We start from the raw sequence: 14461 nt of genomic DNA on the forward strand, positions 1-14461 counted from the left end.
TCCTTATGTATTCTTGTCGGCTTTGCGCACGCCCATGCGCAGGCCCGCTTCCAGCCGCGCGCGCAGCTGGGTGTAATAGGCCTCCAGGAAGGCGCGTTCATCGCCCCAGCCATCGTTGCGGCCGATCTTTTCGGAGATGGTATGGTAGACAGGCTCGATGGACTTGGCGCGTGTGTCCCGCAACACGCGTTCAAGCGCCTGGAGCTCATATTCGCCGTAGACCGCCAGTTCGTCTTCACTGAAGCGGTACTTCGGGCCCTCGGGCATCGTGGCTGCGCGCTCCACCGAAGCCGGGGCCTCGAGCGACAGCGCCTTGGCCAGCTTGGGCCGGGGGGCCTGGACGACCCAGCTGCCCGCGATGACATCGCCAGCGCGCAGGCCATCACGGTTGAACAGCGGGAAGAGCATGAAAATGAGGAACCAGGCCGTCGCCGCCAGCCAGGCAAGGCCGCTCTCGGCGCCAGCCGAGGCAACGAAGACGATGGGCAGGAACAGCTCGATGTCCCGCAGCAGGTTGCGCGCGATCACCATTTCCGGGGTAAGCCTGCCCCCATCGCGTGCGGCGATACGAATGCCATTGATACGCTTGCCCGGCGTCGCTCCGCGCGGCCCCAGCTCGAAGAACAGGAAGTAGGCGTTGCGGAACAGGAACAGGACGACAAGCCACACGACTATCAGGAATTGCAGCGCATGGCCGCTCGCAGTCCCACTCGAGAGCGTGCGCTCGATCGACGCCGCGCCGCCCGCCATGAACAGGAAAGCAACTGAGAGCGCCGTGATCAGCAGCCCAATGAACAACAGGTCGAGCAGCAGCGCACCGAACCGCGCGCCGCGACTGGAAATGGCGATCGAAAGCGAAATGCCCTCGGGGGTCAGCAACGTACGGCCAAGGCCGGGGGCTTCCTTACGGGGCCTGCGCGTCTTTCGTTCCTTGCCGGCCATCAGCGCATGCCCTCTTCCCCAATGCGCTCCTCACGCCAGTGGCGCGTGCCGGGGAACGCGAAGAAGTAGGCGCACCACAAGACCAGCATGAAGCCCCCAATGGAAAAGCGTCCCAGGGTCGTGTCGACGAGCTGGCGCGCGAAGCCTTCCAGAAGTGCGGCGATGACGAGCATCAGGACCACGCCCACCATGACCACGGCCGCACGCTGTCCAGCCGCTGCCGCGGCACTCAGCAGCGGCCTTGGCCCCGGAAAGGCGAGCGCGCGCCCGATATGAAGGCCAGCGGCGGCCGAAAGCAGAATCGCGAAGATCTCGGTCGTGCCGTGCACCGCGATCCAACCTGCAAAGTCAAGGGTAAGCCCCGCCCCGCTGTAGAGCCAGAGCATCGCGCCCAGCAGCGCCAGATTCTGCACCAGCAGGAGGACAGACGGAATGCCGAAGGCGAAGCCCAGCGCGAAGGCGAGGATCGAGACCTGCGCGTTGTTGCTGAAAAGCTGGGCCGCAAAGACACTGAGCCCGCCCTGGTCGGCGTTGTCGAACAGGGTCGCGCGCAGAATCTCGGGCGTGGCGCCCGGAACGCGCGGCCCCGCCATTTCGCGCGAGACGAGCGCAAAGTACCATTCGGGATCGTGGGCAACGAGAAGCCAGCCTGCCGCGACCGCCGCAACCAAGATCGCAAAGCAGGCCGCGACATCGGCGCCAATCGCGCGCACCGCCGCGCTCCAGCCCCCGGCAAAGAAGCCGCGCAACCAGCCAGCCAGCGAGGTGCGCGGCCCGTAGACGACGAACCACGCGCGCTGAACGAGGGTTTCCAGATAGGCCACCGTCGCGGCATCGAGCGAAGTTTCGCGCGCGACCGAAAGCCCCGAGGCCGCCGTGCGATACAGGCCCGGCAAGGCCAGCAGATCCTCGTCCGAAACCTTGCGCAGTCGCCCCTTCTCCATCTTGCGCACGATGGCCTCCAGGCGCTGCCAATCGGCCTCGCGCTCCAGACGGAAGCGGTCCGAACGCAGCGCCGCGTTCTCAATGGCGCCAAGCGCCGAAGCCGACTGTTCCCTGTGCTGAACGGCACCGCTCATCCGATGGCTCCTGCGCGCTTGATTTCAAGATAGGCATCGATGAGGCGCGGCCCGATGGCATCGTAAGGCGCCTCGATAACGTCGACACCCATTTGCTTGAGGCGTTTTAGGACCAGCGCGCGCTCGCGCAGCAGGAGGTCGGCGGCCACCGCTTCGGACAGGTCTTGGAGCGAATCGGGTTCACGCGCCGAAAGCGTCTCCAGCTCATCGTCGACCAGCGTCACGAACAGCACGACATGGCGTGAAAGCAGGCGCCCGACACTCTCGATCATCAGCTGCGCGCTGGTGAGATCGGTGAAGTCGGAAAAGACTACGATCAGCGAACGGCGCTGGAGCTGGCCCGACAAGGTGGCGAGCGCGAGCGTGAAGTTAGGTTCCTGCGCGCGGTATTCCAGCTGCGCTGCGGCGCGCTGGAGGCGCAGGAACGCGCCCGGCCCGGTCACGAATGGCGTGCGCACCTCCGGCCTTGCGGCAAAGCCGAAGAGCGCGATCTTGTCCCCGTCCTTGAGCGCTACGTAGGAGGTTGCGAGCGCAGCGGACACCGCGCGGTCGAGCCGGGGCATGCCGCGCACCGGACCGCTCATCGCCTGGCCGCAATCGAAGGCGAAGACAATCTGGTTGTTGCGCTCGGTCTCGAACTCCTTGGCGTAAAGATGCGAATGGCGGGCCGAAGCCTTCCAGTCGATCCGGCGCCGGTCCATCCCGGGCTGATATTCGGCCAGCGCCTCGAACTGGGTGCCCTCGCCCCGCATGCGCCGCGCGATGAGGCCGAACTGGGCGTCCTTGAGAAAGGTCTGCAACGCAGGCGAGCGCACCGCCGCGACATTGGGCCAAATGCGCACCTCGCGCTCCAACGTGCCGGTGAACTGCCGGGCGCCCAGCCCGAGCGGCCCCGTCCAGCGCAGCCAGACCTCGCCCAGACGTGCGGTACCGCGGCGCGTGGGCGAGAGGCCCCGCCCCCCGCGCCAGTCAGCCCCGTCCGGCGTCAGCGCGATCTCGCAGCGACCTTCCGGCACGAGACGGGGGTCGCCTTCTACCACCAGGAGCATCGCGCGCGCACGGCCGCCCAGCATCGCGGCATCGGCGTGCAGGACGAACTCACCGCCCACTTCGCAGTCTTCGGCAAAGCGCAGCGCGAGTGGCCCCAGCCGCCCGGCAAGCTGCGCGTCGATCAGGACCAGCGCGAGGACGACCAACGCGGCTACAGGCGCGATCAACCAGGCTTGCGGTGTTGCAGCCCCGATCACCAGGGCAATCGGCGCGGCGAGCGCCAGTGCCAGGACCGCACGCCCGGTCGGCAGCACTGGCAGGGTCCGCCCCTCGGGGCGATGCACCTGCCCGGACGCGGCCGCGGAGCCTTGCTCGGTCGGAAGGTCGGCCGGAGCACTCATGGCCTCAGCGCGGTGCCTCGGTCTGCGCGACGAGGTCTTCGACCAGCGCCTCGACCTGCTTGCCCTCAATCTCGGCGGCAGGGCTGAGCAGCAGACGGTGGCGCAGGACGGACGCGGCCAGTGCCTTTACGTCATCGGGCAGGACGTACGAACGGCCATCGAGCGCAGCGCGCGCCCGCGCGGCGCCTGCCAGCAGGACCGCGGCACGCGGGCTGGCCCCGCTGGCAAGATCCGCACTCTCGCGTGTCGCGCGCACCAGGCGCACGATGTACTCGGCCACCTCGTCGGCGAGCGTCACGGCGCGTACGGCCTCGGCCGCCGCGTCGAGCTGCGCGGGGGTGGTAACCGCCGCAATGCCGAGGTCCGCCGGCGAGGCGGCGCCCTTGTTCGCACCGAAGCGCGCCACGATCCCGAGTTCCTCTTCCAGAGAGGGATAGTCGACCAGTTGCTTGAACAGGAAACGGTCCAGCTGGGCCTCGGGCAGCGGGTAGACGCCTTGGCTCTCGATCGGGTTTTGCGTTGCCACCACCATGAAGTGCGCGGGCAGGGCATGGCGCTCACCATCGAGAGTGACGCGCCGCTCCTGCATGGCTTCCAGAAGCGCAGCCTGCGTCTTGGGCGGCGTGCGGTTGATTTCGTCGGCGAGCAAGAGGTCGCAGAAGATCGGTCCGCGCGTCAGCGTGAACTGGCTGGTCTGGAAGTTGAAGAGGTTGGAACCAAGGATATCGCCCGGCATGAGGTCCGGGGTGAACTGGATGCGCCCGAAATCAAGGCCGAGCGTCGCGGCAAAGCACTGTGCGAGGAAGGTCTTGGCCGTGCCTGGAGGGCCTTCGAGAAGGACGTGCCCCCGGGCCATGAGCGCGATCAGCAGGTGGTCGATGGTCTCGGCCTGGCCGACCACGGCCTTGGCAATCTCGTGGCGGATCGCATCGGCAAGCCGCGCGACTTCGGACAGCGGCAGGCCGTCTGTGGCAGGCGCCGCAGCGGGCGGGGTCTCGGAAAGCGGGGCCTGGTCGTTCATTGCGTCAGTGTCCTTTCGAGCGCGTGGAGATCACGCGCGGCCTTGAGGATGTCGTGGGGACGGTGCGCGGAGCGCAGGCGCGCGGCGACCGCCGAGAAGGGTTCGCGCTCCGGAGCCCGGGTGGCCAGCGCCCGGTCGATAGCGGCCTCTGCCGCCTCGGCATCAAGGGCACGCGGGAGCGCCAGTGCCGCCACCAGCCGTGTGCGTGCGCGCGCCGTGTAAGGCTCGCGCAGCAGGTGATAGCGGCGTGACCGGCGCACCAGCCCGGCCGCGTTGGCGACGAGCGCCTGCTTGCCCAACGCGAGGGCCCTCTCGGGCGTGGCGGGCGGGCCGAAGCGCACGAAACCGCGCCAGCCGACCAGCAGCGCGGCCAGCAGCAGGCACAGGCTCACGCCTGCAAAGGGCGGGGTCACCGCCAGCGTAAGCAGGTTCTTGGACTGTCCGAAGCCGCTGAGCGTGAGATCGAAAACGATGGGCCCATCCTCGTAGATCTCGAGCCTTTCGAACAGGTCCTCGATCAGTGCGGCGCTCTGCGGGCGGGCCATTCCGAAGTTGTCGAGAAGATCGGGCTCGAAGACGAGCACGAGCGGGTAGCGGTCCTCATCGTCGAGCTCGCTGCGGCGCGAGCGTTGCGCGACCTCCTCAAGGTCAGGATAGCTGCCGCCGTCGTCGAGGAGCGCGGCGAGGATCTGCCCCCGACCATTGCTCACGAGAGGAATGAGCCGCTCGCCCTCCCCCCAGGCCAGGAGATGGTCCTGCGGCAAGCGCCCGGCCACGCCAAGCCCCTTCCAACGCGCAGGATCGTCCTTGCCCGCGGCGGCCTTTTCCTCCGCGCCGCGGCCCAAACCGACCGCGACATCATCAAGGAAGCCGCGCCATTCGGGCGGGCGGGCCGAAACCAGGTTCACCCAGCCGCGCTCAGCCTTTTCCTCGCTGCGCTGCTTGTCCGTCACCGGCGTCGCGACCCACTTGGGCGCGACCACCAGCGTTGCGCCCTTGTAGCGATGGGCCGAGACGATGCGGTCGATCTCCTGTCCGTCGGCATCGGCAGGCGGGGTCAGGATGAGCAATCCATCGGGATTGAGGTCGTCCGGGCCATGACCCATCTCGACATCGTAGCCGCGCGCCTCCAGGTACTGCGCCATGGCAGCATAGCCGTTCAGTCCCCGTCCCTGGGCATGACCGCCCCCGTTATTGCCCGAGCCAAAGCCCGTTCCCGTGCCGATCATCCAAAGGAGGAGGACAAACAGCGCCCCGCCCGCGAGCACGATGCCCAGCACCGCACGCCGCGAAAAGGGATTGGGCTGTGCACCCTCAGGCCCGGCAACAGGGATCGCATGGGGGCTCATGCAGCCTGTGGCCCTTCGCGGAAGTGCAGCCGGGCAAAGTCGGCATAGGCCTCGCGCGCGGCCTGCCAATCGCCCGCATCCAGGTCCCGCAGCGCGAACAGGCTGCGCTCGACCCGCTCGGCAATGACCGTGAAGGCGCGGCGTCCGGCCTCGGGCAGGACCTGTAGCCCTGCAATCTCGCGCGCGGTGGAAGCTGGCCCCAGCCAGTCAGGTCGCTGGTCGTAAATCTGGCGTACGCTGCGGCGCAAGAGCAGGTGCGCAGCCTCGCCGTAGCGCCCCTGTGCCGCCAGCCGGTCGGCATCGGACAGAAGCGCCTCAGCCTCGGCACGCACAGGCACCCAGGCTTCCGGTTCTTCACCGGCGTTGCGCACTCTGCGGTTCTCCCACCAGGCCAAACCGATCCGCCACAGCACGTAGAGCAGCAGGAGCGCGGCAAGCGCCAAAAGGACCCACTGGAAGATGCCCCAGGACATACCCAGCAGCCGTCCAATAGGGGCAAAGATCGCCTCGAGGATGCGCCCCAGCACCCGCAGCCAGGCGGGCGTCTCGGGAATAGGCACTTCAGGATGGGGCACAGGCGCGAACTGTATCTCGCCCGAGGCACGCACGGCCTCCCAATCGGCGCGGGCCTCCGCCGCAGCGGACCCTGCCGCGATATGATCCGCTCCGACGCTCACCCGTGTCTAGTTGGCATGGGGGGGCCGGCGGCGCAAGAAGCCCTCGCGCCATTCCCGGCAAAAGCACTTCAAAAGCCGACGAAAATCACCGTTCGGCAAGGCCAGCCGGAGGCCTTATCCGCGCGGACGTGCGAGCCGGTAGGTGCCGAGCGGGCGCACGTACTTGCAGTGGAACGCCAGTTCCTGCATCGCCCGGTCCACGCGCTCCTCGCCCGGTGCGCCTTCGATGTCGACGTAGAACTTCGAGGCCGCGAAACTCGCGCCGGTCTGATAGCTCTCCAGCTTGGTCATGTTGACCCCGTTGGTCGCAAAGCCCCCGAGCGCCTTGTAGAGCGCGGCCGGCACGTTGTTCACCTCGAAGATGAAGGTCGTCATCGTCTTCTGGCCCTGCAACGTGAAGGGATCGAGCGGCTCGCGCGCCAGCACCACGAAGCGTGTGGTGTTGTCGTCCGCGTCCTCGACATTGTCCTCCACGATCTGCAGGTCGTAGAGCTCGGCCGCCAGCTTGGGCGCGATCGCAGCCAGCGTGGGGTCGCCCATCTCGCGCACATAGGCCGCGGCCCCTGCGGTATCGGCATAGGCCATCGGCACGATACCCTTCTCGCGCAGGTAGCGGCGCGACTGGCCGAGCGCCTGCGGGTGGCTGTAGGCTGCCGTAAACGGCCCCTCGCCCAACGCCATCAGCGCGTGATTGATCGGGGTAAAGTGCTCTCCCACAATCGATAGCCCGCTTTCGGGCAGCAGGAAGTGGATGTCGGCCACGCGCCCGTGTTGCGAATTCTCGATGGGGATGATCGCCCGTTCGGCCCGCCCGTCGCGCACCGCATCGAGCGCATCCTCGAAGGAGAAGCAGGGCAGCGGCAGGCACTGCGCGTCGTACTCGAGCGCGGCGCGGTGCGAATTGCACCCCGGCGCGCCCTGAAACGCGACGGCGCGGTCCGGCGCGGCAACAGCCGCATCCGACATGGAGGAAACCTGTGCGAGGGCGGGTTTGGGATAGGAGCTCATGGTGCGCGCGCGTTTACGGCGCTTTCCCACCATGCGCAACGCAAACCGGCATGCCCGCAAGGCCTGTCATGCAACCGAACCGAACAATCTGTAACTTCGTGAAATGCGCAATCGGTCTTGCACTCAAAGCCCCGGAACACTAGAGCCCAATGCCATAAAGAGCGAAAATACGTTTAAAGGTGGGGGCATTGCGAGGGGCTTTGTGAATGGATAATCGTTTCAATACCATCGCGGGCTGGGTGCTGGGAGCAGGCGCACTTGGCCTGGGCCTGACTATCGTCAGTTCGATGTATTTTGGTGCCGACAAGCACCACCGTCCGGAAACCATGGGCTACGCCATCGAAGGCGTCGAGGTCGAATCGGAAGATTCGGGCGAAGTGCCATTCGCGACGCTGCTGGCCAGCGCCGATCTTGCCAAGGGCGAAGCTTCCTTCGCCAAATGCAAGTCCTGCCACACCATCGAATCGGGCGGCGCCAACGGCATCGGCCCCAACCTGCACGGCGTTGTCGGCGAAGGCGTGGGCACGGGCGCTGGCGGCTTTGCCTTCTCCGACGCACTCAAGAGCGTGGGCGGCGAATGGACGTTCGACAAATTGAACGAGTGGCTAACCAGCCCCAAGGCCTTCGCGCCCGGCACCAAGATGACTTTCGCCGGTCTCGCCAAGCCCGAGGAACGCGCCAATCTCATCGCCTGGCTCAACACCCAGGGCTCGAACCTGCCGCTTCCCGAAGCGCCCGCTGCCGAAGAGCCGGCCGAGGATGAAGCCACGGACGCGGACGCCGCCGAAGGCGAAGCTGCCGCCGAGGAGGTTGCCGAGGAACCGGCGGCCGCCGAAGACGCCGTCGTCGAGTAAGCCCAGGGCGTGATGATATCCGGTGCGCTTCGGCGCATTGGTGGAAAACGGTCCGCGAACGTCACCGAGTCGTTCGCGGACCGTTTTCGTCTGAGCGGCCAGGATCTCAAAAGACCAAGGTTAGTTAAGAGTCAAAGACAAAGGGTCATCACCCCCTGCCCCCGGAGTGGGCGACCTCACCTTTCGCAACCAGAACAGCGCGAGAGGTGTGGCGGGCAGTTCGGGAAGTCCGAGGGCGATGGCCCTCGGAATCTTCCTGTTCTCGAACTTTCAGATCCCTCTAGCGAGGCGCTCTTACCCCTTGAAACCCTTGGCAATCACATACCACTCCGAGGAGTCCTTACGGCTCGCGGGCGGCTTGGCATGCTTGACGCTGGTGAAATGCTTCTTGAGCAGACCCAGAAGCTGCGTATCGGTGCCGCCCGCCAGGACCTTGGCGACGAAGGCCCCGCCCGGCGCCAGCGTCTGGATCGCGAAGTCCGCCGCGGTTTCCACCAGGCCCATCGTGCGCAGGTGGTCGGTCTGCTTGTGCCCCACGGTATTCGCCGCCATGTCCGAGAGGACCAGGTCGGGCGCCCCGTCAAGCGCCTCCTCCAGCGCGGCAGGGGCCTCATCGGCCATGAAGTCCATCTGGAAAATGGTCACGCCCTCGATCGGATCGGTCGGCAGGAGGTCAATACCCACCACCGCCGCCTTCGGGCACTTGAGGCGCAGCACCTGGCTCCAGCCCCCCGGCGCGATGCCCAGGTCAACCGCGCGCGTCGTGCCCTTGAGCAGATCAAACTTCTCGTCGAGTTCGAGCAGCTTGTAGGCCGCGCGGCTGCGATAACCATCCGCCTTGGCCTTCTTGACGTAGGGATCGTTAAGCTGGCGGGTCAGCCAGCGTGCAGACGAAGTGGTCCGCTTCTTGGCGGTCTTGAGGCGTTCGCCCGGATCGCGTCCCGAACGGCTCATCGCCCTGCCCCTGCACGCGTCATCGCGTCCCTTTCCGTATGTGTTGGCGCCCCAGCGGACGGCCGTGTTGTCTGCGACGAGATAAGACTGCGCAGGATTCCCTCGCGGATGCCACGATCCGCAACGCCCAGGCGCTCGGCGGGCCATAGGTCGAGAATCGATTCGAGGATAGCACATCCCGCCACGACCAGGTCCGCGCGCTCCTTGCCGATACAATTGAGCTCGCGCCGATCCTCGATCGCCATGGTCGAAAGGCGCGTACTAATATCGCGCATCGACCGCGCCGGCACAATCAGCCCGTCGACCATGCGCCGGTCGTACTGCGGCAGCTCCAGGTGCAAGCTGGCCAGTGTCGTGACCGTACCGCTCGTGCCCAGAAGCCGCAGCGGGCCGTTGCGCCCGGCACTGCCCCGCGCGCCCGAGATACGCTGCGCAAAATCGGCGAAACTCTCACTCACGAGGCTGTGCATGTGGCGGTAGCGCGCCAGGCGCTCGGCCTCGCAGGTTCCTTCAGGCCCCACGCTTTCGGTGAGCGAGACCACGCCCCAGGGCACGCTCTGCCAGTCGAGGATACGCGGCACAGTCCCGGTACTCTCGATCAGCACCAGCTCGGTCGATCCGCCACCGATGTCAAAGATCATTGCTGGCCCCATACCTTCCTCGAGCAGCACGTGGCAGCCCAGCACGGCGAGGCGCGCCTCCTCACGCGCGCTGATGATGTCGAGGGCGATCCCTGTCTCCTGGCGCACGCGCTCGATGAATTCGGGCCCGTTCTCCGCTCGGCGGCAGGCCTCGGTCGCGACCGAGCGCGCCAGATGGACATTGCGCCGCATGAGCTTCTCGGCACAGATCTTGAGCGCGGCGAGGGTGCGGTCCATCGCCGCATCCGAAAGCCGTCCCGACTGGGCCAGCCCTTCGCCTAGGCGGACAACGCGGCTGAACGCGTCGATGACGGTGAAGTGCTGTCCAGATGGCCGCGCGATCAACAGACGGCAGTTGTTGGTGCCAAGATCGATCGCGGCGAACGACTGACGTGACCGGCCCTCGCGTTCATGGCCACTCGCCAGTGCCTTGGGACCCGGGACCTTGCGATCGGACGTCGCACCACCACCCTGTCGCTCGGAAGATGCCTGGTGCACCGCTCCTCGCCCACGCGCCAACTCGCGCGGGGACGCATCGCCAGATCCATCGTGTGCCTGGGACGCTCGGCCTTCGCCGGAACGTTGACGGGACGCACCGCGCCCGCCACTCTCGGGACCGGAGCCCCTCTTCTCGTTTCGTTCGCGCGGCACTTTGCCTGCCACGGGCACGGACGTCGCCTGCGACGCCCCCTTGCCCACGGCTGCCCCGTTCGCGGACCTGGAAGACTTCCCCTTCCGGCCCTTACGCCGCTTGGAAGCGCGGCGCGGGACATCGACTTTCGCGGCCGGCGGATCATGCTCCGCCATTTTCACCAAATCTCGTTCAAATCTTCCCACCCTGGCGGTGGGCACCTGACGCGATGCTAACCGCCCGCGGACAAAGGAGCAAGCCCGATGCAAATTACCCCTTGACCCGAATCGCACCACCCCCTAGAGCCGCCTCTCCAACGATAATGCCCCGTCGTCTAATGGTAAGACTACGGATTCTGATTCCGTCTATCGAGGTTCGAATCCTCGCGGGGCATCCAGCTTCCTATCTCAGTCAGCATCAACCACGCTCAAGGGCATTGCTTTTGTGGCGGTTTTTCTGCGAGATACGTCGCATGTCATCTCAACCTGTCTCAGCCAAGCGCGTACCATCTAGGGGCAACCTTGGGGGCAATGGGGGCAACTCAGGCATTTCGCGATGCTGACCGACGCCGGCTGCCGGAAGGCACTCCCTTCGGATCGCGACAGGAAGATCTCAGACGACCGCGGTCTGTTTTTGCTTGTGCGCAAGACCGGCTCGAAACTCTGGCAGATGAAGTATCGCTTCGGAGGGAAGGAAAAGAAGCTCTCCTTCGGCCCGTACCCGCGCGTTACCCTTGCTGCGGCGCGGCAGGCTCGCGACAAAGCGCTGGTGCAGTTGCACGAGGGAATAGACCCTGGTGCGGAGAAGAAGGCGAAGAAAGCCAAAGCCGCCGCGGAAGCTCTGGACAGTTTCGAGAAGGTAGCGCGCGCCTGGCATGCGCAGAAGGCGCAAACACTCACTCCCAGGTACGCAAACGCAGTCTTGGCACGGCTCGAAGCGAATGCTTTTCCGATCCTTGGACCGATGCCCATTCGAGCAATCACGCCACCAATGGTCTTGGCAATGATTCGCGGGATCGAGGCACGGGGCGCGCACGACATGGCACACCGCGTTCGCAATCATTGTTCCGAGATCTTCGTCTGGGCAATCGCCTCAGGGATGGCCGAAACGGATCCGGCTGCGATCATTGCGAAAGCGCTGGCTCCAACGGACCCGAAACTGCGCCCCGCAATGCTCAAGGTTCCGAAAGCGCGACAGGTCCTGAAAGTGACCGAGGCACTGCCCGGCGCGCATTGGTCGACCCTGCTAGCTTCGCGGCTCCTCGCGCTTACTGCTGCGCGCCCTGGCGTCGTTCGCCTCGCACAGCGCCAGGAATTCGAAGGCCTGGACGGGGACAGCCCAGTCTGGCGCATTCCCGCCGAAAAGATGAAGCTTACGCGTTCGCAGAAGCGCGACATCACCTGGGAATTTGCCATTCCGCTCTCGAGCCAAGCTGCAGAAACTGCGTCCGCTGCAATCTCAGAGAGCCTCGCTTGCAGGGGCAAGGACGCGCCGGGCTGGCTCTTTCCTGGGCCCGGCGCGTGGCGCAGTCCAATGAGCGACAGCACCTTATCCAAGCTGTATCGCGACGCTGGCTTTCGCGGAATACACGTCCCGCATGGCTGGCGCTCGACGTTCTCGACCATCATGAACGAACGCGCCGCATTGGAAGACCACGAGCGCGATCGCGCGATTATCGACCTTATGCTTGCGCACGCGCAGCAGGGCGTCGAGCCAATCTACAATCGCGCCTTGTACTTGCCTCGACGCCGCGAACTCGCGCAGATCTGGGCGGACTTGCTCATGAAAGGCACTGCAGCACCGCGCCTGCTATTGCCAGAACACAGGCCTTGGCGCTCCAAGTCCGGGGAGACCGCGCATGAATGCGGTCTCGATGGCCTCGCTGATGACGAGCATCAGCAATCGGGCGGCAGCTGAAAACAGCGTCCGCCTGTGGCGCCGCACCTACAACGTCAGCGATCCGCGTGCGAACGTCGCCCGACGCCTCGGCGATGGCAGCGTTCGCCAGGGCAAGATCGTCATCTCAACGATTATTGAAACCGCGACCAAGTGGTTCAAGCACACGAACGAAGCCGCACGGCACGCATACGCCGAACAAATGCTCGCGTTCGAGCAAGGCAAGGCATCTGTAGCAGAAGAGCCCCAGCGCCCGACCAAGCTCAAGTGGAATATACTTGCCACGCTCGAGGCGGTCCTGAGCTTCCTCGATTTCAAGACAGGCGAGTGCATTGCGACCTACGAGATGATCGCCAAGGCCGCCGAGTGTGGCCGCGACACGGTCTATAAGCACATCAACCGCCTGCGCGAGCTCGGCCTGATCGATTGGGTGCGCCGGTGCGAGCCGACCGGCAACAAGATCGGCCAGAAGACGAAGGCGGCCCCAAATGCCTATTTTTTCGAAATCACTCGCCTCCCCAGCGCGGTCCAGATGCTTATGCGTCAGATCCTCACACGGCGCGGCGTCAAGCTGGCCTCGCATCCCGAGCGCCAGGGCTCGGGCTCAGTTCCGAACCGCGCCCAGCGCCTCGCCACGAAGCTGGGTAAGACGCTGTCCAGTGCAGAGAGCTTCCTGCAGCGCAAGAAGCGGCAGACCAAGTGCCTGGCCGAAGCGGACTTCGTGCGCGAGGAAACGCAGCTGATGGGCGACATCCCGACCGAACGCTGGGCCGCCATCCGCCACCCTGGCGACCTCGCTGCGCAGCAGGCGTACAATGCCCGCCTCGGTATCCACGCTCTCGACCATGAAAGTATGGAAATGCCGCTTCAATCCCCCCCTACAGAACAATTCAAAAAGGTCAGAGGACGCTGACGCGCCCTCTGGCGCTCAATTTGTTGTTGCCCATAGCCCGAAAGGGCCAATCACTCCCCCAGCGAAGCGCCAAACGAACCGGTGTGTGGGGGCGGCTGCGCCGCCCGGGTATCCGAGGGGGCAAGGAGCAAAAGCCGTGCCAGGAAACGGCCGTCTGCGTAGACCGATATTGTGCGTAATGCTGCATTGAGGCCCACACAGCTGCGCCTTCCGCAGAAATCCGGCCTTAATCGCACATCGCAATGTGCGTAGAACCGCGATCTCTTGCGTAATATCCGCACCAAAAGCGTGGAGGCGAGGCGTGGGGGCAAGCCCGGCGTGTGGGATCTCGGCCGGACAGCAGGCATGGGTGGGTTCGATCGGTCGAGGGGAGCCGCCCCTCTCGCTCGTTTTGACGCTCTGGCTATCGATGATGTCCGCATTGGGAGAGGCTGCGCGCCTCTCGCTTTCTCGCAGGCTCATGACCAGCAGCGTGTGCATCACCTCGATCAATCCCGCGTTACACCAGGCTAAGAAGTAGCGCCAAACCGTCGAGTTTGCGCATATTCGTACTGCGACGCCGTCCCTCCGTATTTTACCGCAGGAATAAACGACGCCACCAGCGCCCACTCCCTATCCATCATGCCGCTTGGATACCGCAGTCCTTTGCGGCTATGTTCTTCTTGAGTAATGCCAGTCCATGCCGTTGAGAACAGAAGTGGCTCGGTTTGTCTGAACAGCCTTTGACGTTTGATAAGTGGATCGTCTGCGGTTTGGTTGTTCAAGCTGGCGCCTGCGGGGCGTCATGGAGGTCGGGCGTAGCCCGGCCGGAGTGACGCCCCGCAAGTCGCGGCCAATTCACGCTGCCACGGCCTGTGGCAGATTGTCAAAGTAGGTTTGATCGGGCGTACGTCCGCCGAGGCTCGAGTGAGGTCTCCGGGCGTTGTAGAAGCCCAGGTATCGGCCGATCGAACTGCGCGCTTCGCTGACGCATGCGTCGGCGTGCAGGTAGACTTCCTCGTACTTCACCGAGCGCCACAGCCGCTCGACCACGACATTGTCGCGCCAGGCGCCGCGGCCGTCCATGCTGATGGCGATACCCTCGCGCCGCAGCACGCCGGTGAAG

13 protein-coding genes, 1 tRNA gene and 1 pseudogene are annotated in these 14461 nt (G+C 65.4%); 4 read left to right on the plus strand and 11 right to left on the minus strand.

What is annotated here, in order from left to right; translation table 11 throughout:
* Window positions 1-3 precede the first annotated feature (3 nt).
* The 7 genes from FMM79_RS10550 to FMM79_RS10580 all read right to left on the minus strand — a co-directional run bounded on the left by FMM79_RS10550 (window position 4) and on the right by FMM79_RS10580 (window position 7467).
* The gene (locus FMM79_RS10550; protein ID WP_148627463.1) at window positions 4-942 is read right to left on the minus strand and encodes an RDD family protein; all 939 of its coding nucleotides are present in this window, start codon (window positions 940-942) and stop codon (window positions 4-6) included.
* Window positions 942-2021: a stage II sporulation protein M gene (locus tag FMM79_RS10555; RefSeq protein ID WP_148627464.1), complete on the minus strand. Its 1080-nt coding sequence runs from the start codon at window positions 2019-2021 to the stop codon at window positions 942-944. Before FMM79_RS10555 ends, FMM79_RS10550 begins: the two co-directional genes overlap by 1 nt.
* Window positions 2018-3412: a DUF58 domain-containing protein gene (locus tag FMM79_RS10560; protein ID WP_148627465.1), complete on the minus strand. Its 1395-nt coding sequence runs from the start codon at window positions 3410-3412 to the stop codon at window positions 2018-2020. Before FMM79_RS10560 ends, FMM79_RS10555 begins: the two co-directional genes overlap by 4 nt.
* Before the next feature lie 4 nt (window positions 3413-3416).
* Window positions 3417-4433, minus strand: coding sequence for a MoxR family ATPase (locus FMM79_RS10565; protein WP_148627466.1), 1017 nt, complete (start codon window positions 4431-4433; stop codon window positions 3417-3419).
* Window positions 4430-5782 carry a DUF4350 domain-containing protein gene (locus tag FMM79_RS10570; RefSeq protein WP_148627467.1) on the minus strand — a complete coding sequence of 451 codons (1353 nt, stop codon included), beginning with the start codon at window positions 5780-5782 and terminating at the stop codon, window positions 4430-4432. Before FMM79_RS10570 ends, FMM79_RS10565 begins: the two co-directional genes overlap by 4 nt.
* Entirely contained in the window at window positions 5779-6459 is a 681-nt protein-coding gene (locus tag FMM79_RS10575; RefSeq protein ID WP_148627468.1) for a hypothetical protein, read from the minus strand. Before FMM79_RS10575 ends, FMM79_RS10570 begins: the two co-directional genes overlap by 4 nt.
* Window positions 6460-6573: 114 nt before the next feature.
* The gene (locus FMM79_RS10580) at window positions 6574-7467 is read right to left on the minus strand and encodes a prephenate dehydratase (RefSeq protein ID WP_148627469.1); all 894 of its coding nucleotides are present in this window, start codon (window positions 7465-7467) and stop codon (window positions 6574-6576) included.
* A 206-nt stretch (window positions 7468-7673) separates the two neighbouring features.
* On the opposite strand from FMM79_RS10580, the gene FMM79_RS10585 reads away from it, so the two are divergent.
* A complete protein-coding gene (locus tag FMM79_RS10585; RefSeq protein WP_148627470.1) occupies window positions 7674-8321 on the plus strand; it encodes a cytochrome c family protein in 648 nt (215 codons plus the stop codon).
* 294 nt (window positions 8322-8615) lie between these two features.
* Here FMM79_RS10585 and FMM79_RS10590 read toward each other — a convergent pair whose 3' ends face one another.
* Together FMM79_RS10590 and FMM79_RS10595 are read right to left on the minus strand one after the other, a co-directional pair.
* Complete coding sequence (locus FMM79_RS10590) at window positions 8616-9275, minus strand: RlmE family RNA methyltransferase (protein WP_148627471.1); 660 nt, start codon at window positions 9273-9275, stop codon at window positions 8616-8618.
* Entirely contained in the window at window positions 9272-10723 is a 1452-nt protein-coding gene (locus tag FMM79_RS10595; RefSeq protein WP_148627472.1) for a Ppx/GppA phosphatase family protein, read from the minus strand. The genes FMM79_RS10590 and FMM79_RS10595 overlap by 4 nt, the downstream gene beginning before the upstream one ends.
* Window positions 10724-10870: 147 nt before the next feature.
* Here FMM79_RS10595 and FMM79_RS10600 point away from each other — a divergent pair.
* From FMM79_RS10600 to FMM79_RS10610, 3 genes are all read left to right on the plus strand, one after another.
* Window positions 10871-10944 (plus strand) — tRNA-Gln (locus FMM79_RS10600).
* A gap of 158 nt (window positions 10945-11102) precedes the next feature.
* Window positions 11103-12464: an integrase arm-type DNA-binding domain-containing protein gene (locus tag FMM79_RS10605; protein WP_148627473.1), complete on the plus strand. Its 1362-nt coding sequence runs from the start codon at window positions 11103-11105 to the stop codon at window positions 12462-12464.
* Complete coding sequence (locus tag FMM79_RS10610; RefSeq protein ID WP_162528482.1) at window positions 12421-13356, plus strand: helix-turn-helix domain-containing protein; 936 nt, start codon at window positions 12421-12423, stop codon at window positions 13354-13356. The genes FMM79_RS10605 and FMM79_RS10610 overlap by 44 nt, the downstream gene beginning before the upstream one ends.
* A 372-nt stretch (window positions 13357-13728) precedes the next feature.
* Here FMM79_RS10610 and FMM79_RS21915 read toward each other — a convergent pair.
* Window positions 13729-14051 (minus strand): annotated as a pseudogene (locus tag FMM79_RS21915) (IS5/IS1182 family transposase); the annotation flags it as partial.
* A gap of 142 nt (window positions 14052-14193) precedes the next feature.
* Window positions 14194-14461 (minus strand): integrase core domain-containing protein (locus FMM79_RS10620; RefSeq protein WP_148625073.1); only part of this gene is annotated, 268 nt, incomplete at its 5' end.

The organism is Novosphingobium sp. BW1, assembly GCF_008107685.1.
Lineage (GTDB): Bacteria > Pseudomonadota > Alphaproteobacteria > Sphingomonadales > Sphingomonadaceae > Novosphingobium.